The 22,427-nt window shown below is 60.7% G+C and carries 19 protein-coding genes; 5 read left to right on the top strand and 14 right to left on the bottom strand.

All coding sequences use genetic code 11. The features are described from left to right. Positions 1–37: 37 nt before the first annotated feature. The 8 genes from HY17_RS09840 to HY17_RS09810 form a co-directional block, all read right to left on the bottom strand. On the bottom strand, positions 38–280 hold the full coding sequence (locus tag HY17_RS09840; protein WP_034766236.1) for a CDGSH iron-sulfur domain-containing protein: 243 nt from the start codon (positions 278–280) through the stop codon (positions 38–40). A gap of 63 nt (positions 281–343) precedes the next feature. Next, positions 344–718, bottom strand: a complete 375-nt coding sequence (locus tag HY17_RS09835) for a hypothetical protein (protein WP_034766235.1) — start codon at positions 716–718, stop codon at positions 344–346. An 82-nt stretch (positions 719–800) separates the two neighbouring features. Continuing rightward, positions 801–1,286 (bottom strand): DUF2314 domain-containing protein, encoded by a 486-nt coding sequence (locus HY17_RS09830; protein WP_034766233.1) that lies wholly within the window; start codon positions 1,284–1,286, stop codon positions 801–803. Beyond that, positions 1,283–2,185 carry a glycine--tRNA ligase subunit alpha gene (locus HY17_RS09825; protein ID WP_034766232.1) on the bottom strand — a complete coding sequence of 301 codons (903 nt, stop codon included), beginning with the start codon at positions 2,183–2,185 and terminating at the stop codon, positions 1,283–1,285. The genes HY17_RS09830 and HY17_RS09825 overlap by 4 nt, the downstream gene beginning before the upstream one ends. A 73-nt stretch (positions 2,186–2,258) precedes the next feature. Next, a complete protein-coding gene (locus HY17_RS20240) occupies positions 2,259–2,396 on the bottom strand; it encodes a hypothetical protein (RefSeq protein ID WP_155843589.1) in 138 nt (45 codons plus the stop codon). A 191-nt stretch (positions 2,397–2,587) separates the two neighbouring features. Further along, positions 2,588–3,310 (bottom strand): tRNA1(Val) (adenine(37)-N6)-methyltransferase, encoded by a 723-nt coding sequence (locus HY17_RS09820; protein WP_034766231.1) that lies wholly within the window; start codon positions 3,308–3,310, stop codon positions 2,588–2,590. Then, positions 3,307–3,513: a DUF2007 domain-containing protein gene (locus HY17_RS09815; protein ID WP_034766230.1), complete on the bottom strand. Its 207-nt coding sequence runs from the start codon at positions 3,511–3,513 to the stop codon at positions 3,307–3,309. Before HY17_RS09815 ends, HY17_RS09820 begins: the two co-directional genes overlap by 4 nt. Continuing rightward, the gene (locus HY17_RS09810; RefSeq protein WP_034766229.1) at positions 3,513–4,007 is read right to left on the bottom strand and encodes a hypothetical protein; all 495 of its coding nucleotides are present in this window, start codon (positions 4,005–4,007) and stop codon (positions 3,513–3,515) included. Before HY17_RS09810 ends, HY17_RS09815 begins: the two co-directional genes overlap by 1 nt. Positions 4,008–4,221: 214 nt before the next feature. On the opposite strand from HY17_RS09810, the gene HY17_RS09805 reads away from it, so the two are divergent. The 3 genes from HY17_RS09805 to HY17_RS09795 all read left to right on the top strand — a co-directional run bounded on the left by HY17_RS09805 (position 4,222) and on the right by HY17_RS09795 (position 7,241). Next, a complete protein-coding gene (locus tag HY17_RS09805; protein WP_051599936.1) occupies positions 4,222–5,178 on the top strand; it encodes a polyprenyl synthetase family protein in 957 nt (318 codons plus the stop codon). A gap of 215 nt (positions 5,179–5,393) precedes the next feature. After that, positions 5,394–6,467: a P1 family peptidase gene (locus HY17_RS09800; RefSeq protein WP_139068919.1), complete on the top strand. Its 1,074-nt coding sequence runs from the start codon at positions 5,394–5,396 to the stop codon at positions 6,465–6,467. Positions 6,468–6,557: 90 nt separating this feature from the next. Continuing rightward, positions 6,558–7,241: a transglutaminase family protein gene (locus HY17_RS09795; RefSeq protein ID WP_112072973.1), complete on the top strand. Its 684-nt coding sequence runs from the start codon at positions 6,558–6,560 to the stop codon at positions 7,239–7,241. Between the two features lie 36 nt (positions 7,242–7,277). Here the strand turns inward: HY17_RS09795 and HY17_RS09790 are convergent, their stop codons facing one another. After that, positions 7,278–8,525, bottom strand: coding sequence for an acyl-CoA dehydrogenase family protein (locus HY17_RS09790; RefSeq protein WP_034766227.1), 1,248 nt, complete (start codon positions 8,523–8,525; stop codon positions 7,278–7,280). Positions 8,526–8,756: 231 nt separating this feature from the next. Further along, positions 8,757–11,201, bottom strand: coding sequence for a cation-transporting P-type ATPase (locus tag HY17_RS09785; RefSeq protein WP_051599902.1), 2,445 nt, complete (start codon positions 11,199–11,201; stop codon positions 8,757–8,759). A 389-nt stretch (positions 11,202–11,590) separates the two neighbouring features. Here HY17_RS09785 and ppsA point away from each other — a divergent pair, with 389 nt between their 5' ends. Beyond that, complete coding sequence (ppsA, locus tag HY17_RS09780) at positions 11,591–13,996, top strand: phosphoenolpyruvate synthase (RefSeq protein ID WP_034766226.1); 2,406 nt, start codon at positions 11,591–11,593, stop codon at positions 13,994–13,996. A 297-nt stretch (positions 13,997–14,293) separates the two neighbouring features. On the opposite strand, the gene HY17_RS09775 is transcribed toward ppsA, so the two are convergent. From HY17_RS09775 to HY17_RS09760, 4 genes are read right to left on the bottom strand one after another with little or no spacing between them, the layout of a single operon-like run. Beyond that, positions 14,294–15,322, bottom strand: coding sequence for a glycosyltransferase family 4 protein (locus tag HY17_RS09775; protein ID WP_034766225.1), 1,029 nt, complete (start codon positions 15,320–15,322; stop codon positions 14,294–14,296). After that, a complete protein-coding gene (locus tag HY17_RS09770) occupies positions 15,319–16,212 on the bottom strand; it encodes a 4-(cytidine 5'-diphospho)-2-C-methyl-D-erythritol kinase (protein ID WP_034766224.1) in 894 nt (297 codons plus the stop codon). Before HY17_RS09770 ends, HY17_RS09775 begins: the two co-directional genes overlap by 4 nt. A 5-nt stretch (positions 16,213–16,217) precedes the next feature. After that, positions 16,218–17,972: a tetratricopeptide repeat protein gene (locus HY17_RS09765; protein ID WP_034766223.1), complete on the bottom strand. Its 1,755-nt coding sequence runs from the start codon at positions 17,970–17,972 to the stop codon at positions 16,218–16,220. A gap of 50 nt (positions 17,973–18,022) precedes the next feature. Continuing rightward, positions 18,023–19,207, bottom strand: coding sequence for an N-acetylmuramoyl-L-alanine amidase (locus tag HY17_RS09760; RefSeq protein ID WP_051599901.1), 1,185 nt, complete (start codon positions 19,205–19,207; stop codon positions 18,023–18,025). A 431-nt stretch (positions 19,208–19,638) separates the two neighbouring features. Between HY17_RS09760 and HY17_RS09755 the strand changes: the two genes are divergently transcribed. After that, positions 19,639–22,353, top strand: coding sequence for a ribonuclease E/G (locus tag HY17_RS09755; RefSeq protein WP_034766222.1), 2,715 nt, complete (start codon positions 19,639–19,641; stop codon positions 22,351–22,353). The last annotated feature ends 74 nt before the right edge of the window (positions 22,354–22,427 follow it).

Below are 22,427 nucleotides of genomic sequence, written 5' to 3'. Positions count from 1 at the left end.
GAAAGAGAGGTTACCCCGATGCCCGGATCAGACCAAGTCAAAGCTTGTTATGGCTGCCGTCGCAAAGCGGGCTCTTGCCGGTGCGCTTGCAGGCACAGAAGAAGACCTTTCCGGTTTTCGGCGCTTCCCACCCCTGCGGCACGAATTCGCTGCCCTTGTGGCTGCCGTCGCAGAAAGGCTGGTTCTTCGACCGCCCGCACGCGCACCACCAGTACATCTTGCCTTCTTCGACCTCGACCGCGATGGGCTCGCGCCCGCCGATTTCAGGTTGGTCTGCCATATCCACCTCCTGTTCTGTCCAGGATGGGCCCAGACTTACGCGTCAACGTTCATGGTTCCCGATTTAACCGGCTTGTTCAACCCGTTCGACGCCCCAGCCACCCGGCCTTGCGAGGCAATTCACGCGGTCGTCCACAGCCAGCAGAGTGCCCGGAGGAACAATGATCTCCTTCCGGTCTCCGGAGTCGAGTCTGACGATGACGGCCTGGGCCAGCTGCGTTCCGGGTGTGGCATTCATCAGCTGGGTGAGGATTCCGGCTGACATGTCATCCGCATCAAGGCGGACGATCTTCCTGCCGGGCGCCGCAATCACATCCTGCACCTGTTCGACCGTGCCCAGATAGGATGGAAACGCTGGCCCGACCGCTTGCCGGGCCTCAGCCGGGAAGATCATACCCATCGGGATCAGCGCTAGTCCGGCGACGAAAATGCGGCGCATCGGAGACTTCCTTTGATTGCAGATATTACAATCCTGGGAGAAAATCATGACCAGAGGGTGAAGACCGTTTCCGGACGCGAGTTCACGGCACCGGCGAGTCGTGGAACATGGCCCGGATGTTATCGATTTTGGCGTCCGGCGCCAAATTCATCATGGCCCGGGTCGTATAGGCGCCGCGGAATTTGCCATCCTCCCGGAACCGCCAGTCTGAAATCTGTTCAGGCAGAAAGGCGATCCTGTCGCCGGGGGCAAGGCCGTCCCGGATCTCATGATCCTTCGGAACGGCGCCGGCAAAATGCTCGCCGTCCACATGCCGGATATCGACCAGCCAGACATGTTCTTCCGTGTACCGGTCAGACTTTGTGGCGACGTTCAGCGCGAAATCCGAATAGGCGGCATTGCCGGACTCGAGCGCTTCCCAGAACACAGGCAGCGTGTCGCGAGCGTCCGTAACCGCCTCTTTCATCGCATTGTATTTGTAGAGCGGCGGCGGGCCGTCTTCTGCAACACGTTCCCCGCCGCAGGCAGCGATCAGGGCCAGTGCCGCGAAGAGCGCCTGCGCCTTCATCCCCCGGCCCGCGCGTCTTCCTGCTCCGCCCATTGTTCGGCGGCACCGCGGGCAAGGTCGCGGACGCGGCCAATATAGGCCTGCCGCTCGGTTGGGCTGATCGCACCGCGGGCGTCGATCAGGTTGAATGTGTGCGACGCTTTCAGCGCGTAGTCATAGGCCGGCAGCGGCTTGCCCGCCGCGCGCAGGGCGTTCGACTGGTTCTCGCAATCGGCAAACCAGCGCTTCAGCATCTCGACATCGGAGAATTCGAAATTGAAGGCAGACTGCTGCTTCTCGTTTTCGAGGAACACGTCGCCATAGGTCAGCGGAACGTCCGAGTCCGGATCATTGTACGGCAAGTCGTAGACATTATCGACGCCGAACACATACATGGCGAGACGTTCGAGCCCATAGGTCAGCTCGCCCGAAACCGGGCGCACATCAAGGCCGCCGACCTGTTGGAAATACGTGTACTGGCTGACTTCCATCCCGTCGCACCAGACTTCCCAGCCAAGGCCCCAGGCGCCGACGGTGGGGTTTTCCCAATCGTCCTCGACGAAGCGGATGTCGTGCACCGTCGGGTCAATACCGATCTTGTAGAGGCTGGTCAGGTACAGATCCTGAAGGTTTTCCGGGTTCGGCTTCAGGATCACCTGGAACTGGTAATAGTGGCCGAGCCGGTTCGGGTTCTCGCCATAGCGCGCATCCTTCGGGCGGCGCGAGGGCTGGACATAAGCGGCCCGCCAGTTCTTCGGACCGAGCGCGCGCAGCACGGTGGCCGGGTGCAGCGTCCCGGCGCCGACCTCCATGTCATATGGCTGCAGGACAGCACAGCCCTGCTCCGCCCAGTAATTCTGGAGCGTCAGGATCAGATCCTGAAAGGATTTCGGCTTGGCTTCAGCCTTGGGTGCGGACATGGCTCTGTTCCATTGGAGAATTTCCCTGCCGGACTAGCCTTGCCGGCGCCGCGGTGCAAGCGCGGGCGTGCGTTCAGAAACTGCCCCGCGAGTCCGGATGGTCCATGTTTCCGCCGTCGCGGCCGGTGACGAGGTGGTAGAAACCAGAATGGCCCATTATGGCGACGAATAGGCCAGTCAGAAGGAACAGCCAGAACAGCGCAGCAAACAATTCGCGTCTCCTCAGTTGGGCCCGTCACGGTCATCCCGCTGGCGGTACGTGCTGGTGAAACCCAGCGCCGCGACGATCAGGCCGCCGATCATGAAAATCCAGAACAAGACGCCGAACACTTCTGGGCTCCTTCCTGCCCCCTTCAAACTGAGATGGGGTCCGGTGACGTTAGCACAAGTCGCAACGAGGCCCTACCAGTCGATTGGTTCACCCCGGCGGATGGCCTCCAGCGCCGGACTGGCCGACCCGTCCGGCTGGTGGGTCACCATTGGTGCCAGCAGCCGCACCGGTCCGCGTTTCAGCCCCTTGCGGCCGCGCACCAGCACCCGGCGCGCCTCCTCGCCAGGTTTCGACGCAATGGGCAGGACGGTGATCTCCCCGGTCTGCCGGTCGAACGTCGCAAGGATGCGGGCGAGCTCCGCCGCGCGGTGGATCATTACCAGCGGCGCGCGGGGCTTGGCAGCGAAAGCCATTGCCTTGATCCAGCCGGCAAGGTCCAGCGTCTCGATATAGGCGTCCGCCTTGCCCTCACCCGGCGCAGAGATTCGCCCCGGCTCAAAAAAGGGTGGATTGGCGAAAACGAGGTCGAACCGGTTCTCATGATCGCGGACCCATTCGGAGGCTTCGCCCGTCTCAATTGTGACCCGTCCGGCAAATCCGTTCCGGTCCGCGCCAGTCCGGGCTAAGTCCGTCATAGTCATGTCGAGGTCCAGCCCGGTCAGGCGAACGTCGTCCATACGATACGCCGCAGGCAGCAGCGCCCCGCCGCAGCCGCAGCCGATTTCCAGCGCCTCCCCACCCGGCCGGCAGGACAACGCCGCCGCCAACAGCAGGGAATCCGTGCCCGCCCGGAAGCCCTGCTCCGGCTGAACCAGATGTACCCGGCCCTGATAGACCGTGTCCTCGGTCGTCATCCCTTCTCGACCCCGGCGAGCGCCGCAAGCGCATGCTCTTTCACCGCTTCCTGCACCATGACCCGGCGCGGAAAGGCCCCGATATTGCCCTCAACGGCAGAGATATGCTTGTCGGCCACGAAATAGTCGATGCCCGCTTCCTGAAGCAGATGCTCCACATAGCTCAGCTTGATGAGGTCATTGGTCCTGAAAACCTCTTCCATCAGGAAGTCGCCGAACCCCGGAGATTTATGTCCACGGAGCGGGCGTCATAGACGTTCGGGCGGTCAGGTTTTTCGCCGGAGCCGACCTTGATTTCCAGAACTTCGGTGACCTTGCCGCTGCTGCTGGAGCTGCCGATCGGAAATCCGATCCCGACGCCCACGCCGACGCTGGACCGGCCGTAGGAACCGGTCGATCCGCCAATGCTGACAGAGGTCCGGCTGCCGCTGTCCCGTGTCGATTCGTCAGACGAGTAGGAACTGGTCACTTCAAACCACTCCTTGCCCTGCTCCAGCGTGACTTCCGCCGCGCGCAGCAAGGCCCGGTCGCGGGCCCGGGCGGCATCCGTATCGGTGTAGGAGACCTGGAACCGGTCATTCTCGATCTGCAGGGATTCATAGCCCATGGCGCCGGATTTGGCGGCGGGCCCGTAGGCGGAGGTGCTGGCGCAGGCTGCCACCAACACGAACGCGGAACACATCAGAAGGCGCTTCATGCCGGCAATCTAACCTGCAACCCTGCCGGTCGGCCAGCGTTTCCGTGATCACGGCAAATTGTGCACGTGCTGCTGCGGCCCGGTGCCACGTCGTTCTTGCCTCTCCGCTCGCTTAAGCCTAATTGCACCTGTCTGCGACTAAACCGGAGTGCTCCGCTTGACCCTGTCCCCCAAACCGAAAGGCAAGGCTGCCTCCGGCTCGGTGGTGGACCGCATGCAGGCGCTGGTGGCTGACGACCTTGCCGAAGTCGAGAAGATTCTCGCCTCCCGCGCGGCCAGCCCTGTCGCCGTCATTCCGGACCTTTCGGGTTACATCGTTTCGGCCGGCGGCAAGCGCCTGCGCCCGATGCTGACCCTGATGGCCGCCCACGCGGTGGGCAAGCCGAACAATGCGACCCACGTCCTGGCCGCGGCTGTGGAATTCATTCACACCGCCACCCTGCTGCACGACGATGTGGTGGACGAGAGCGATTTGCGCCGCGGCAAGCCTGCCGCCAAGGCGATCTGGGGCAACAGCGCCTCCATTCTTGTAGGTGATTTCCTGTTCGCCCGGGCCTTCAACCTGTTGGTCGAAACCCGCAGCCTGGACATTCTGGATAAGCTGGCCACGGCTTCCACCACGATTGCCGAAGGCGAAGTCCGCCAACTGGCCGCCATGAATGCGCGCGACCTGCCGACCGAGGAATACCTGGCCATCGTTGAGGCCAAGACCGGCGCCCTGTTCGAGGCAGCTGCCGAATCCGGTGCCATGTCCGCCGGCGGTGACGAGCACGCCCACGCCTTCGCGACCTATGGCAAGAATCTCGGCCTCGCCTTCCAGATCATCGACGATGTTCTGGACTATGGCGGTACGACCTCCGTCATCGGCAAGTCGGTCGGCGATGATTTCCGCGAGTGCAAGATCACCCTGCCGGTGATCATCGCGAAGCGACGCGGCTCTGACGAAGACCGCGCCTTCTGGGACCGGGCCATGAACCCGGATACGCAGGAAGACGCAGACCTCGCCCATGCCGTGCACCTTATCCGGGCGACCGGCGCCGCCGAAGCGACCGTGCAGGAAGCCGAAGCCTACGCGGCCATGGCCAAGGGTGCGCTGCGCCAGTTGCCGGACTCGCCATACCGCGACGCCCTGATCGACCTCGCCGATTTCTGCGTCAGCCGCGCTTACTAGCCAGCAACGGCTGCAGTTTGCAGCAAATCGCCAGACACTGGACGAACCGGACGCACGCCCGATACTCTGAGCTTTCACAGACCGTCTGCAACAGGCGGTCCCGGCGCCGGACCGGCGTCCATGAAACAACGGAGACGCAGGTGAAGTTTGCAACGGGTGTGAAACCGATTTCGGCATTGGTCCTGCTTCTCATCGCACAGGGAACCTTTACGCCCATGCAGGCAGAGCCAGACACCGAACGCGTTCGCGCGAGGGAGCTGGGCATTACGCCCGGCGTCCTGCCGACTGGAGAGAAGAATGACATCACCGATGTCGCCGGCGTGCGCGTCGGCCACGTCACCCTGATTGAAGGCGATGACATCCGCACCGGTGCCACGGCTATCCTGCCGCATGACGGCAATCTGTATCAAAGCCCCGTCCCTGCGGCCATCTTCGTCGGCAACGGATATGGCAAGCTGGCTGGGATCTCGCAGATTGCCGAACTGGGCGAGATCGAAACGCCGATCGTGCTGACGAACACACTCTCCGTCGACCGGGCAATGTCAGCCGTCATCGACTGGACGTTGAGCCAGCCCGGAAATGAGCGCGTGCGCTCGGTGAATGCGGTTGTCGGGGAAACCAATGACAGTGGGCTGAACAATATCCGCAAGCGCATCCTCACACCGGACCTGATCGGGCAGGCCATCACATCCGCCTCGACCGGCCCGGTCGAGGAAGGTGCGGTCGGTGCCGGAGCCGGAACCGTTGCATTCGGCTGGAAAGGCGGCATCGGGTCCAGTTCCCGGCATCTGCCGGAAAACCTCGGCAGCTACACGATTGGTGTTCTTGTGCAGAGCAATTTCGGCGGCATCCTGCAGGTGGATGGCGCGCCGGTCGGTGAGCGGCTCGGCCAGTATTACCTGAAGGACGAGATCGCATCGGACAAGGCCGATGGGTCCATCATGATCGTGATCGCAACGGACGCCCCGCTCTCCTCCCGGAACCTCGAACGCCTGTCAAAGCGTGCCATTGCCGGGCTCGCCAGGACCGGCGCCTCCATGACCAACGGGTCCGGCGATTATGTCATCGCTTTCTCGACCTACCGCCAGACAGATCCAGCCGTCGCAAAGACAGACAATGACAACATGTCCCCCCTGTTCCAGGCCACAATCGAAGCGACCGAAGAGGCGATCTACAACTCCCTCTTCATGGCAAAGAGTGTCGATGGGTTCGATGTCTCGACCCAGTCGCCCCGACGGGTCGAGGCCCTGCCGCTGGACAAGGTGAAGGAAATCACCGGCGCGCAGTGACCCGCAAGGGTGACGCGAGGACATAATTTACGCGAGCCCCCGCATCGCTACCATCTGCTTCGAAACCAGCCATGACGGATCGGAGCGAGGATGATGTCGGAACAGGAAGACGCGCTGAAGGCAACTTACTTCGTCGACAGCGATGACGCAGCGATCATCGCAAGAGCCCGCGCGCTCGCCGATGGCGCCAATGATGACGTGCAGATTGCCGAGCGCCTGTTTTACGCTGTCCGCGATGGCTTCCGCTATGACCCCTACAATCTCGCCACCGAGCGCGAGGCGTTCAAGGCAAGCAATATCCTCAATGAAACGGCGACCTGGTGCGTACCGAAATCCATCGTCCTGACGGCGCTGGCCCGTGCTTCGGGCATCCCGGCCCGCCTCGGCTTTGCGGACGTGCGTAATCACCTGACCAGCGAGAAACTGACCGAGACGATGGGCACCGACCTCTTCGCCTGGCATGGCTATAGCGAGCTTTGGCTGAACGGCTGCTGGGTGAAACTGTCGACCGCGTTCAACAAGGAGCTCTGCGACCGGTTCGGCGTCAAGACGCTGGAATTCGATCCAGTCGATGGCGCCCTGATGCACCCCTTCGACCAGTCCGGCCGGCGGCACATGGAATATGTCCGCGAACGCGGGTCCCATCTGGACCTTCCGTTGACGGACATGTTCCGGACATTCGCCGAGGTTTATCCCGGCTGGATCATCGGCCCGGACGGCGAAGCCACCCGGGCCGAGGTAAGCCCAACATCGAAGGACGAACGATTCCACTAAGGTACCGCCCGCCTCCGATACCGGAAATTCCGCCGCTTACCAGAGACCGTGCTTCTGCACTTCGGCGCGGCCGACCACCATATGGTGCACTTCGTCCGGGCCGTCGGCATAACGCAGGTGGCGCATGTCGGCATACATGCCAGCCAGCGGGAACCATTGCGACATGCCCGCCGCGCCATGCATCTGCATGGCCTGGTCGATGATCAGGCAGACTTTCTCCGGCACCATCGCCTTCACGGCGCTGACATAGACGCGCGCTTCCTTGTTGCCGAGCACGTCCATCGCTTTCGCCGCCTGCAGCACGGCGAGCCGCATGGCGTTGATCTCGATCCGCGCGCGCGAGATCACTTCGAGGTTCTTGCCGAGTTTGGCGATCGGCTTGCCGAAGGCTTCGCGCGTGCCAGCGCGCTTGATCATCAGTTCCAGCGCAATCTCGGCCTTGCCGATGGAGCGCATGCAATGGTGAATCCGGCCCGGCCCGAGGCGTACCTGTGAAATCTCAAAGCCGCGCCCGACGCCCAGCAACACATTGTCCTTTGGTACACGGACATTGTCGAACCGGAGGTGCATATGCCCGCGCGGGGCGTGATCCTCGCCCATCACTTCCATGGCGCCCAGTATTTCCACGCCGGGTGTGTCCATCGGCACGAGGATCTGGGACTGCTGCTTCGACGGCGGAGCACTTGGGTCTGTCTTGACCATCACGATCATGATCTTGCAGCGCGGATCGCCTGCGCCGGAGATGTAGAATTTCTCGCCATTGATGACCCATTCATCGCCATCCAGAACAGCGGTGGTGGAGATGTTCTTGGCATCCGATGAGGCGACATTCGGCTCGGTCATCGCATAGGCGGAGCGGATTTCGCCTCTCAGCAGCGGTTCCAGCCATTTTTCCTTCTGCGCCGGTGTGCCGACGCGCTCCAGCACTTCCATATTGCCCGTGTCCGGCGCCGAACAGTTCAGCGTTTCCGAGCCTTGCGGATACTTGCCGAGCTCCGCCGCGATATAGGCATAGTCGAGATTGCTGAGGCCTTCGCCGGTCTCCGCGTCCGGCAGGAAGAAGTTCCACAGCCCCGCTTCGCGCGCTTTGGCCTTCGCCGCATCCAGCAGCTCCAGCTGGCGCGGATGCCAGGTCCAGCGGTCTTCCTTCTCCTTGTTCAGCGCCTCGAACTCCTCCTGCCAGGGCGCGACATTTTCCTGCAGGTGCTTCTTCACCCGCTCGAAGAGCGGCTTCGCCTTTTCCGACATGGTCAGGTCGAAAAGCTCGGTATTCAGCTCGGTCATGGCCCGTTTCCTCTATTGCCTTTGATCTCTGAAACCACTTTGCGCGGCTTCAGCTCAGCGGGCAACGGACCGCAAAGTCTCACCTCGCGGCAGGTGGGTAGATTTGTTTCGAGGATTGGTAGTATGGGATGGATCCAAGCATAAGCCATGGAATGTCGTTCATTGGCCCAAATCGGACAATCAGAACCACAACACATTTCCGAACTCACCATGAAATGTGGAGGTTACAGATCATCTTGGTCTTACGAAGGCGGCGCCTGCACCAGTCAATATGCCACTTAGTGTTATAATTAACCAATCATCAGGCTGCAGGGGAGACAAGTGCAAGATGCGAGCGAGTGGTTCAATCTGAATTGCCAGAACTGCGGATGCCAAAGGAGCAATGGTTGCGATCAAAGCCACTGGAGAATGCAGTCGTGTAAGGCCTAACGTGATTGCTGAACCTGCCGTTACGAGTGCGGCGATCGCCATGGCTCTTGCATGGAGAATATCGGGCTCAGTGCCCAAACTGAGCAGATAACTGCCCAGGACGATGCATGAAGTCACAAGCCCCACTGAAGCAATCGAGATCCATTCCGATGATGAAAAGAAGCGTACGCGTTTGTGATGTTCGACTGGCAGCAAAATGTCAGTTGGTGCCCGATTCTGAAAAGCCAGCATCGCTGTGGGGTGAATGATGAGCTCCAGCCAGACAATGTGGATCGGCAAATACAGGAGCGGATAACCCAGAAGCGGAACCAATGCAGCAGTTGTTACGAGCGGGACATGGAGCATCAGCAGATATGCAAAGCTCGACTTCAAGTTTGCGAACAACTGACGACCTTCTGAAACTGCCCTCACGATCGTTGAGAAGTCGTCGTCGAGAAGCACTATAGAGGCGACCTCTCGTGCCGAACGTGTCCCCCGTAAGCCCATTGCAATCCCGACATCGGCCCCCCGGAGCGCTGGCGCGTCATTTACGCCGTCCCCCGTCACCGCAACAATTTCTCCGCGATTGTGCAGAGCCTGAACAAGCAGGAGCTTCTGGGCAGGCGTGCATCTTGATACCACATCGAATCCAATTCCGTGTGGGTCTCTTTCCAAGGCCGCCTTCAGTTCACTGCCATCGATAGCTCTGGGTTCCGTCGTGCCGATTCCGATATCGCGTGCGATCGCCTCGGCTGTCTGTGCGTGATCTCCTGTGATCATGATAACGCGAATGCCCGCCTTCTGGGCGCGATCTACCGCATCAGCAACCCCCGGCCTGACGGGATCGGAAAAAGCAAGGAGACCAGCAAATTCAAACCCAGATTGCGGTTCCTCTCCATTCCAGTGATTGATACCCAGCGAGGCAACACCAATCACCTTGTGACCTGTTGAGGCCAGCTTATTGACGCGAGCCTTCCAGTGAGCACCCTGGGCCTCGCTTAGGTTTGACATGGCAAGTACGGTCTCAGGAGCACCTTTCATTGCAAAATCCCAGTGTCCTGCAGCGACCCGCCGAACAGAAACTTCGCGAAGCCGATCTTCCGTGAAGGGAAAGACTTTTTCGAATTCGCCATCCAACGCGCGCGCAGACTGAAGAAGGACCAAATCCAGCGGGTCGCTCGTCTCCCTTCGAGACGCCGTTGCAGCTATGGCCAAGAGATGGTCAATCTTGAGGCCTTCAACAGGTAGTGAATGATCGAGCGTGAGCTGCCCTTCAGTCAGCGTGCCGGTCTTGTCACAACAAATGCAAGAGACCCTGCCAATATTCTCAACAACAACAGCACGCCGAACCAGGGCTTGCCGTTGAGCCAGGCGAAATACTCCCAGACCAAGAAAGAATGTCAGAACGACAGGAAACTCTTCTGGCAATGCCGCAATGGCCAGCGTTACAGCACTCAAAACCGCGTCAACGATCCCATAGCCTTGTACATAGCGAATGACCGCAAGGGCCGCGCAGAACATAAGGGCGACAACCAGCAGCAACTGAACAAGTCGCGAGATCGCTTCCTGAAGCGGCGTACGCTCTCTCTGAGAGAGGCGGGATAGTCGGACTATCTCCCCATAAAGCGTTTCCGCACCAGTGAATGCAACCCGGATGCGCGCAGTCCCTGTCAATAAACGCGTGCCAGCCATACCCCAGTATTGGTTATCGGCCATCAGCGCTTTGGGAGCTTCTGCCGGCCAGCCAAATGAAAGTTTTCGAACAGGAAGCGCTTCACCGGTCAGTGAGGATTCTTCTGCCTGTAGCCCCTCGCCAGAAACGATCAGACCGTCTGCTGGAAAATATTCTCCTGGCCGAACGATGACGAGGTCGCCTGGCACGAGTTCATCAGAAGAAATGCACTGTTCTTCATCGTTGCGAATGACCGATGTTTGGGTTGCCAACCGAGCCAACAATCCTTCCGTCGATGCCTGAGTGCGTCGGTGAAGATACGCATCCATGCCAATAATCGGCGCCAACGCCGCAGCCAGCACCGCCGCTTCTGTGTATTCGCCGAGCCACAGGAACAAGGCTGCGGTTCCGACTAGGAACCAAATCATCGGATCCTGAATCGTATTCCGAATGATATTGTACCAATTCGACGACGCTTCTTCGAGAATGGCGTTTGCGCCATACTGTGTGCGGCGTTCGGTGACCTGGCTTGAGGCGAGACTGGTCTGGTCGTTCGACAAACCAACAAGCCGATCAAGAGGTACTTCCCGGTCCAAGTCAGGCTCCAGACTTCACGGTCAAATCTAGAAAGTCCCCGGATCGCATCGCGTGAATTTACCAGCGTTTCTGGAACAATTCAAAAGAACATTTTCTACGTTTCCAGGACCATAGCGGTCCTGATTTGCTCCTACACCTCGACGGATCCCGCACGGATTCGCAACCGGCGGTTCCGGATATGTCTGCTTTCGGCGAGTGATTGCCGATCAACAACGGTGTTTCGAGAGATGCGTCCTGGCCCATTACGGCTGTTCAGGCAGTAAAGCTGGCCTACCTGATTTGGATAGGGTGTTCAAAGTTTAAACCCGAGTTTCTCCCATTTCGACCTTATGACGAACTTGGTAAAAGACTTGTGTGAATGTCTTTGCTCAGAACAGGGAATTTTCTTATGGCTGCGTCCAGTCCCTCAGATTTGATTGCCTGGTTTCACGAAATCGGGCGGGCGGATGGCCCCCTTGTGGGGGGTAAAAACGCCTCCCTGGGAGAACTCAGCTCGAAACTCCGGCAGGCGGGGGTGAGAGTACCGCCGGGATTCGCGCTCACATCTAACGCCTATTGGCGTTTTGTGGATAAGAATGATCTCAGGGCACCCATCAAAGAGGAACTCGCTCGTTATGGGCGCCGCGAAATCGACCTTCAGACTGCTGGCGATAGGATCCGAAGGTTGTTCCTTGATGGAAACTGGCCGGACGAGGTCTGTCGGGCGGTGAGGGATGCGTACCGTGAACTCGGGACTATGTCGGCTCATCACATTCCGTCTGTCGCAGTGAGGTCAAGCGCGACGGCGGAGGACCTTCCCGAAGCCAGTTTCGCTGGGCAGCTGGAAACATTTCTGAATGTCTCCGGCGAAGACGCACTCCTTGACGCTTGCCGGAAGTGTTTCGCCTCGCTGTTTACGGACCGAGCTATCAGCTACCGCGACACCAAGGGTTTCGACCATATGCATGTCGGACTTTCTGTTGGTGTACAGTGTATGGTTCGTGCCGATCACGGGGCATCAGGCGTCATGTTCTCCATTGACACCGAGACAGGATTTGATCGGATCGTGCTTATCAATGCAGCTTGGGGGCTGGGCGAAACAGTCGTGCAGGGGGTCGTCGATCCAGATGAATATCACGTGTTCAAACCTCTGCTCGCCGACCTGTCATGCAAACCCATTCTCAAGCGAAAGCGTGGCGAGAAGACTGTGAAGATGGTCTACGGCGAGGGCTCTGGCGCGCCGACCATAATAGTCGAAACATCGCCGGAAGAGCAGCGCACGATCGTTCTCGATGATGACGAGATTTTGCAGCTGGCTCGCTGGGCCGTGTCCATTGAAAATCATTATGGCTGCGCGATGGATATGGAGTGGGCAAAAGATGGTGTGACCGGAGACATCTATGTAGTCCAGGCACGGCCTGAAACCGTCCGGGCCATGACCAAGGCGGGCGTCATTCGTAATTACAGCCTCAAGAACAAGGGAGACATCCTAGTACGCGGCCTCAGCGTTGGAGACCGCGCAGCTGCCGGTGTTGTGCAGGTGGTGGAAAGCCCAGATCAGATTGGATCATTTATTGATGGTGCAGTGTTGGTGACAAGCACTACGGATCCGGACTGGGTTCCCATCATGAAACGTGCTGCCGCCATCGTGACCGATCACGGTGGGCGCACCTCGCATGCTGCGATTATCAGCCGTGAGCTGGGTCTGCCTGCAGTGGTCGGCGCCGAAAACGCAACGGCGAAACTCAAATCAGGCGATGAGGTTACGGTTTCATGCGCGGAAGGCGATGAAGGCCGCGTTTACGCCGGCCAGGCAGAAATTCAATTTGAGGAGTTGGATATCGTCGACCTGCCGGATACGCGAACCCAGGTTATGCTCAATATGGCCGACCCTTCGGCCGCTTATCGCTGGTGGCAACTACCTGCAGACGGTGTCGGATTAGCGCGTATGGAATTTGTTATTTCAAACTATGTGCGTGTGCATCCTATGGCGCTACTTGATCCTGACAAGTTAACAGACGCGGACGCCAGGCAAGTAATCAGCCATCTGACCAGCGGTTATTCCGACGGCCGCGACTATTTTATTGATCGTCTCTCCCGGGGGCTCGCCGAGATCGCCGCAGTGCAATATCCGCATCCGGTGATCATCAGGATGAGCGATTTCAAAACGAACGAATATGCGAGCCTGATCGGCGGACGTCAGTTCGAGCCTGATGAAGAAAACCCTATGATCGGCTTCAGGGGCGCAGCCCGCTATTATTCTGTGCTTTACAGGGACGGTTTTGCTCTGGAATGCCAGGCGATCTGCAAACTGCGAGAGGAGATCGGCTTGTCAAATGTGGTGGTCATGATCCCCTTTTGCCGTACTCTAACTGAAGCGGATCGCGTTCTGGAGGTGATGGCTGAAAATGGGCTTGAACGTGGCGATAACGGGCTTGAAATCTATGTCATGTGCGAAATTCCTTCGAACGTCGTGCTGGCGAAGGAGTTCGCTCAGCGCTTTGACGGTTTCTCCATCGGGTCGAATGATCTTACTCAACTCACGCTCGGCGTTGATAGGGATTCGAGACTTCTTGCTGACATCTTCGACGAGAGCGACCCGGCCGTTCAGTGGATGATCCGAACAGTTATAGAAAAGGCGCATGCGGCGGGAGCGAAAGTTGGCTTTTGCGGACAAGCCCCCAGCAACAAGCCGGCATTCGCAGATTTTCTTGTGAAGTGCGGAATAGACTCGATTTCGGTGACCCCGGATAGCTTCTGGCAAGTGAAGCAGCAGGTTGCCCGTTCCGAAGCACGATCCGAACAAGCTGGCTGATCAGAGAAGGGGTAATATTTCTTAAAACGACCTTAAGGAGGCTCATCCTGGATACTTGGGCTCCAGGAGTAGGCCAGAAGCGATTTCCCTATTTCAAGACGCCGTCCGAGATCATCCAGCTTGCGGTAATGATGCAGGTTGCAAAATTGAACCAAAGGCCTGTAATCGGCGATGCTCAGCCAATTGGGGCGAAGGATTGGGAGACGTGTTCTGACCCACAAAGGCAGCGGCAGCTTTCGGCGAATAATGGCCATTTACGACGGCTCTTTATTGAACTGACTTTCAAGGCGCAGGTGTTTAATGCCCCTCTGCCGCGAGCCTCCTGCCCAGCGTGAGGCGCTGTAGAAACCAGAGGCCACTCCCCACGATTATCAGCCCAAAGAAGGCGAACACGGCCAGCCCATCCGGCACGTTCATCGCGGCGAGCGCGCAGGCCCAGCTGAAGACCCACCAGAGCACGGCAACGGGAATATGCTTCCAGCCGCTGCGCAGGAACAGCTGGTAGGCATGATCGCGGTGGGCGGTCATGACGGACTGGCCGTTCTTTGCGCGCCACAGGACGGTCAGCACCACGTCCACCAGGAAAGGCAGGAACAGGATCGCCGCGGTCCAAATGGTCGAGACGACGCCGACAATGATGCCCACGCCGCCGAAGAAGGCGCCTATACCGAAGGCGCCGGAGTCGCCCGCATAGAGTTTGCCCGGCAGGTTCCAGGCGAGGAAGCCCAGAATGGCGAGCGCGGCTGTCACGCAGAGAAAGGCGAGGTCTGGCGCCGGTGACGGCAGCGCAGGATCCACCCGCCAGAACACACCTGCCGCGCCGAGCAGCATGATCGCGCTTGATCCCATGGCGAGGCCGTTGGAGCCGTCCATGAAGTTCACACCATTCATGGTGACCAGCAGCCAGAAGGCGACGCCCGCCATGACCAGCGGCAATGGTAGGCTGGCGAGGCGCAGGCCCGGGTCCAGCACCGCAAAACTGATGGCCAGCGTGGCGGTCAACACCAGCTTCAGCCAGGCGCTCATGCCCCACTTATCGTCCACGAAGCCGATGGCCCCGGCCGCGAAAGTCACGGCCAGCACGGTCTGTGTGCCGTTGCGGGTCCAGTTCTGCGAGATCAGCCCCGCCTCGCCCGCAAGCCAGGCCGATACAGCCAGCGTGATCAGGATGGCCACCCCGCCGGAGCTTGGCACCGGTGCGGCCTGCACCTTGCGGCCGCCATCCGGCGCGTCATCAATCCGCACAAGGAACATCATACCACACAGCGCCGCCGACAGGAGGACCGGCCCCATCAGGCGGATAAAGGTCATCGCTTCCCAGCTCACACGGCGTCTCCCAGCGTGGTTGCCCGGATCCACCAGTCCGGCCGGTCGGCGCTGAGCTGCGCTTCGGCCCGGCGGGCGGCTTCTTCAGTGTCGAACAGGGCAAAACAGGTCGCCCCCGATCCGCTCATGCGGGCCAGCAGCGCGTCTGGCAATGCCTTCAGCGTTTCCAGCACACCGGCAATCTCCGGCACGGCGGCAATGGCCGGGGCCTCAAGATCGTTGCGCTGCTCACCCAGCCAGCCGGCGAGATCCCGGACATGATCGAACGGCGGCACGGTATCGAATTCGCGGAAGCCTGCCCCGCCGCCCGCCTCGTCAAAGGCGCGGAAGATCGGCCCCGTCGGGCAGGCAAGGTTTGGATTGACCAAGAGGGCCGGCACGCGCGGCAGGCCCGCGGCGCGGCGCACCCGTTCGCCCTCACCCTGCATCAGGCTCGCATGGCCCTCCAGCGCGACCGGGACGTCGCCGCCAAGCGCCGGAGCGATCCTGCGGGCGGCGGCGGGGTCTGTGCCCCAAAGGTCCGTGAGCAGGCGCAGCGCGGCGGCGGCGTCGGCAGAGCCGCCCCCGATGCCGGCGGCAATGGGGAGGTGTTTTTCCAGGGTGAAGGTGGCGCCCCTGGAGGTGCCCGTTTCGGCCTTCAGGGCGCGCGCCGCGCGAAGCACGAGATTGTCGTCCACTGGTCCGATATAGTCCGGATTGGTCATGCCTGGTCCGGTTATGGTCATGGACAAGTCATCGCTGATCATGACGGAAAGCCGGTCTGCCGCCGCCTCGCCTGCGAACATGACGAGCGAGTCGAGCGGGTGGCGGCCGTTCGCCTGTAGCGGCCCAACATGCAGGAACAGGTTCACCTTGGCCGGGGCCAGCGCGCTGTAATCGCCTGATTTCATTGGTCTTAAGGCCGGTGCGGCAGGGGCGCGTCGGACTCGGCTTGCACGACGGCAGGCGCGTCCGGCCCCTTCAGCAGCTTCACCTCGATGCGCGCCCGCACCTGTTCCGCCGGCTCCAGCTTCAGCGACCGCTCCCACTGGTATTTCGCCTCCAGTTTCCGGTCGCTGCGCCAGTAGGCGTCGCCCAGATGGTCGTTCAGGGTCGGGTCGCCGGGCTCTAATTCCACTGCTTTTTCAAGGAAGTAGACGGCCAGCTCATACCGGCCAAGACGGTAATAGGCCCAGCCGAGGCTGTCGGTGATGAAGCCGGAATCCGGGTCATAGGTCAGCGCCGTCCGGATCAGGCTCAGCCCCTCCTCCAGATGGATTCCCTGATCCACATAGGCATAACCGAGATAGTTCAAAACCAGAGGGCTGTGCGGCTGAATCTGTAGTGCCTGCTTCAGATCCGCCTCTGCACCCTCCCAGTCATCCAGCGCATGACGGGTCGCACCGCGTGAGAACAGGAGCCGCCAATCCTCGCGCCCGTTCAGGGCATCGTCCTCAATGATCTGCGTCAGCAGGCGATCTGCCTCCCGATACCGCGTCTGCGCGCGGTAGATCTCGGCCAGCTGCACTTGCAGTCCGCGGTCCGGCGCCTGCGCCAGCGCCTGTCGGGCAACCTGCACGGCCTCGTCCTCACGGCCGAGCCGGAGGAGCGCCCAAGCGATCTGCCCGCGCGCCGGAGAGTAGTAGGGAGATGTTTCGGGAATGTCCGCGAGGACGCCGATCGCTTCCGGCTCTCGCCCGGCCTTTTCCAGCGACTGGGCCCACAGAGTCCGCGCCTCATGCAGGTCCGGATCGAGCGCCAGGGCCAGCACGAAATAGACAGAGGCGACGTCGTCGTCCGTCCGCGTGATCAGCGCCGCAGCGGGCACATAGACGGCCAGCGCCGCGCCTTGCCGGGGTGTCAGACGCGTGACGTGTATGTCCCGCCCCGCCTGGATATCCTTGCGAAGGCTTTCCAGAGCCGAATTCTCGCCAATCTCATCGTGGAAAGTGTTCAGCAGGCTCTGCGCACGGGCCCGGTCACCCTTTGCCGCCAGCAGCCGGGCATGCGCATCGAGGCCGATAGCCAGACGCGCGCCGGACTCCCAAAGCGTCTCAAACGTTGCCAGTGCGTCTGCATCGCTGTGCGCCGACAGCTGAATAAGGCCCATCATGTAGAGCGTTGCGCTGTCGAGGCGTGGATCACCGGTCAGGGTTTCCTGCAGATAGGCCTCGGCCGCATCCGCCCCATCCGTTCCGAGGATGCGCCATGCCGAGATTCCACGGGCGACCGTCCGGTTGAATGGCCCGAACCCGTCTTCGGCGAGGTAAGCGGCGGAGATGGAATCCTTTCCCTCGGAAAAGGCTTCGATGCCAAGCGTCAGGCGCACCAGCGTTCCGAAATTTCCTGCGCCATGTGCCTTTTCTGCGAGGCGTACGGCCTGCTGGTAGTCCCCGGACAGGAGCGCCGAGAATACGGCGCGCTCGGCGATGCCGGTAGATTCCGGCGCCGTGTCGATGGACGCGGCATAACGGCTGGCCGCTTCCCGCGGATCGTTGGTCATCGCGGCGTAGCGTGCGACCAGAAAGTCTCCCAGCGCGGCCGCATCGGCGGGGGGCGCATAAGGGGAGTCGATGGAAAAACCGTGTGGACCGAACCCCGGATAGGAGGCGCACGCCGCGCAGCTCAGCGACAGCAGAAATGCGGAAACGGCCCCGGTTCGTCTCATCATGAAAGTGTCTCAGTTCGTTTCCAGCCCGGCAAGCGAATTTCCCCGTAGGATCAGCCGGAACGGTCTGCCAGCAGCTTTTCCTGCTGAATAAAGAAGCGGTCGATGCCACGCTTCACGGCATTCATCGATTTCTGACGTCCGGAACGGGACTGCAGCCGGTTGGCATCGTCCCGGTTGGTCAGGAAGCCAAGCTCCAGCAGGACCGCCGGTACATCCGGCGCCAGCAGCACGTAGAACCCGGCATTCTTGTGGGTATCGCGCAGCACAGGCCCGGCCTGCTGAAGCTCCGGCAGCAGCAGTTCGGCAAATTCGGCGGAATGGGTCTTGGTCTCGCGCTTCACCAGGTCCTTCAGAATACCAGTAATCGACTGCGCTGTGCCGTCCTCAAGCGGGATTTCCCAGTCGTTCTTGCTGGCTTCCTTGTCGATCCGGGATTCGCCGCGTGCCGAAATCGTGTAGACCGACGCCCCGGAGACGCTATCCCGGCCCGCCGCATCGGCATGCAGCGAAATGAACAGGTTCGCACCCCAGTTCCGGGCCAGCGTCACCCGGTCTTCCAGTTCGATGAAAGTATCGGTTTCGCGTGTCAGGCGGACTTCGTATCGCGGATCTGCCTCCAGCAGCTCCTTCAGCTGCAGCGCCGCCGCCAGCGTAATGTCTTTTTCCTTCTTGCCGGTCACAGCCAGTGCGCCCGGGTCTTTCCCGCCATGTCCGGCGTCGACAACGATTACGTATTTCTTCTGACCGACCCCGGGCCGCAGCGCCGCGACTTCCCTGCGCTGGCCTGCCTCATTGAGGGCTGTCAGGGCTTTGGCCAGCTGGCGCATGTCGCGCCGTGCCACGCTGGCGAAGCGGGCCTCCGAAACCGTGTCGAGATCGATGATCACCCGGTGATTGGTCGCCGTTCCGGTGGGCGGCAGGGTCAGGACGCGGGTCACCATCAGCGGCCGATCGAGGCTGAAGCGCAGCTCCGACCCTGACACGGTCCACGCGGGCACGCCGCCCATACCATTGCCGGACTGCTCTGTGGCAGCCCCGTGCAGGGGCAGAATGACGAAACGCCCGCTGGCGCCTTCGACCATATAGGCTCTCGGATCCTGGGGTGTGTCTGTCCAAATTGTGATTCGGGTTGGCGCCCCGTTGCCCACGACACGGACATCGCGCACCTCGGCCGAGGCCTGGAGGGCCCCGAAGCAGACGGCTATCGCCAGAAAAATCACCCGGAATTTCAACATTCAGTTGAGACTTTTACCACCAGAAGACAACGAAATGACTGATCGAACTGCCTCCATAACAAACCGAACATTAACCCACGATTGACCAGAGCTAACGAGGAACAGCAGCCAATTCACCATTTGACTCTTTTCTTGGCCGGGAAAATTGGGCACTATCCGGGTCGTAGCCGGATTACCGTGCTACAACGCAAGTTTCCTTATGACGCGCCAGCGATCCCGGCTCACCCAACACAGGTCAGCGGGCGCCGCGCTCCGGAAAGCAGAGCAAATGTACCAGGGTGCCGCCCTTAATTACGCTTTTTCGATGCCGCCAAGACGGCATGAAGGCGGTCGTGCCTGCACCCATTCCCTCAATATTCAGACCGGCCAGCTAGACTGCCTGAGGCGAAAACCGCCCGTTACAGCAGCGCCGGATCAAAAGGTTCCTCTACATGAGCAAACTCATGCTGATCGACGCCGCCCACCCGGAAGAGACCCGTGTGGCGATCGTCAACAACGGGCAGGTCGACGACTTCGACTTCGAAACAACCGGTAACGAACAACTCCGCGGCAACATCTACCTCGCAAAGGTAACGCGGGTTGAGCCGTCCCTGCAGGCGGCGTTCGTTGAATATGGCGGCAATCGCCATGGCTTCCTCGCCTTCAGCGAGATCCATCCGGATTATTACCAGCTGCCGGCCGAAGACCGCGAAGCCCTGCTTCGCGAAGCTGCCGAAGAAGCCGCCGCCGCCATCGAAGACGATGACGAGGACGATGAAGCCTCGGCCGACGCTGAGAACGGCGACGACTCCAACGGCGATGACGACGAAGCCAGCGCATCCGACGACTCGGATGCGGATGATGAGGCCGACGAAGCTTCCTCTGACGGCGAAGACGATGAAAATGACGACAACGGCGACAATGGTGGCAAGAAAGCCAAATCCGCCAAGTCGTCTGGCCGCCGCCCGGCGCGAAAATCCAGCCGGACATCGATCTCCAAGCGCTACAAGATCCAGGAAGTCATCCGCCGCCGCCAGGTGATGCTGGTCCAGGTGGTCAAGGAAGAACGCGGCTCCAAGGGCGCTGCGCTGACCACCTATCTCTCGCTCGCCGGCCGTTACTCGGTCCTGATGCCGAACACGCCTCGTGGCGGCGGCATCTCCCGCAAGATCGTCAACAGCTCCGACCGCAAGCGCCTGAAGTCCATCGTGTCCGAACTGGATGTGCCGGACGGCATGGGCCTGATCGTGCGCACGGCTGGTGCAAAGCGCACCAAGGCCGAGATCCGGCGCGACTACGAATATCTTTCCAAGCTTTGGGAGACGATCGTCGAAAAGACGCTGGCCTCCGAAGCCCCGATGCTGATCAATGCCGAAGGCGGGCTGGTCCACCGGGCCATGCGGGACATGTTCGACAAGGAGATCGAAGAAGTCCTTGTGCAAGGCGAAGATGCCTATCGCGAAGCGAAGGATCTGGCCAAGCTGATCATGCCGAGCCAGTCGAAGAAGGTTCAGCAATGGAAGGAAGAGGACCCCCTCTTCGTTTCCGAAGCAGTCGAAGAACAACTCGATTCGATCTACTCCCCGGTTGTTCAGCTGAAATCCGGCGGTTATCTCGTCATCAACCAGACCGAAGCGCTGGTCGCGATCGACGTGAACTCCGGCAAGGCGACGCGCGAACGGAACATCGAACAGACTGCGACCCGCACCAATCTTGAAGCCGCCGAGGAAGCCTGCCGCCAGATGCGCCTGCGCGATCTCGCCGGCCTCATCGTGATCGACTTCATCGACATGGATGAGAACAAGAACAACCGCGCCGTCGAGAAGAAGCTGAAAGAATGCCTCAAGGTCGACCGGGCCAGGGTCCAGCACGGCCGGATCTCGCAATTCGGCCTGATGGAGATCTCCCGCCAGCGCCGCCGCCAGGGTGTGCTGCAGGCAACGTCCGACCCCTGCCCGTCCTGTAACGGCACCGGACGTCGCCGCTCGATCTCGTCGGCAGCCCTGCAGCTGATCCGGGCAATCGAGGCCCGTGCGGCCACTGGCGGTCTGAAATCCATCTCGGTGAAAGCACCGACGGATGTGGCGCTCTACATCCTGAACAACAAGCGCGAAGCCCTGATCGAAATCGAGCGGATAGCTGGCTTTGCCGTTTCCATCCACTCTTCCGAAGAGATGCTGCCGGGCGACTTCACAATAGATGCCGAGCGCGACCAGAACGCCAAGCCGAAGAAGCGCAAACAGCCGCGCTCCCTGCAGAAGCCATCCAAACCGGCCCCATCCGATGAGGACGATGAAAGCATCGAGGACGAAGACTCGGATGATGCTGGCGACGAAACCGAAGCCGATGGCGATGACGACGAGCAGAAATCGTCCCGCCGCAAGCGCCGCCGCCGTGGTGGACGCCGCCGCAACAAGGGTGACCGCGAAACCGGCATGGAAGTCGTCGATGGCGACGCGCCCATCGTCGCGCTGGAGGATGAAACCTCTGACAGCAATGATGACGACTCCGATGAAGACGATAGCGAAGGCGCAGACGCATCCGGCGACGAAGGCGATGGCGCCCCGCGCAAGCGCCGCCGTCGCGGACGCCGGGGTGGCCGCCGTCGTCGCCGGAACAACGCAGACCGTACCGAAGGCGAGAACGAAAACGCACCAGCCGATGGTGGCGCATATCTCGATGGCCTGGCCTCAAGTGCACCAGACATGCTGGATGAGGAACCGCCAGCACAGCCGGAAGCGTCTGAACCGGAAATCGAGCCGGAATCCGTCGCTGAGGAGGCTGTCGCCGAAGTGAAAGCGGAGGCTGAGGCTAACACCGAGACCGAGGAAAAGCCGAAGCCGAAACGCACCCGCCGTTCCCGCGCACGCAAGACCGAGCCGAAAGAAGAAGCGCCGGCGGAAGAGGCTGTCGCTGAAACCAGCCCAGCCGAAGTCGAAAACGAACCGACTGCAGAGACGCAGGAATCCAAACCGGATGAGCTGGCCCAGGCGGAAGTCATGTCGGCCGAAGCCGAAGCCCAGGATTCCATCGAAGCGGAAGTCGAGGCAGAAGCGGTCATCGCGCATATGGACGAAAGTGCGGCAGGACTGGAAGCTGAGGCAAAACAGAAGTCTGAGCCGTCTGCGCCCCGCCGCACGGGCTGGTGGTCTCGCGCCCGCAAGTAACGCTTCAAATCATTAGCGCTCAAACAAAAAAGGCCGGAGCGATGCTCCGGCCTTTTCTATTCAGTTCATGTCGC

Origin of the sequence: Hyphomonas sp. CY54-11-8, from assembly GCF_000682735.1 — a bacterium.
Classification (GTDB): Bacteria; Pseudomonadota; Alphaproteobacteria; order Caulobacterales; family Hyphomonadaceae; genus Hyphomonas.
The sequence above is the reverse complement of the archived record's forward strand: the minus strand, read 5'-3'. Positions and strand labels throughout refer to the sequence as shown.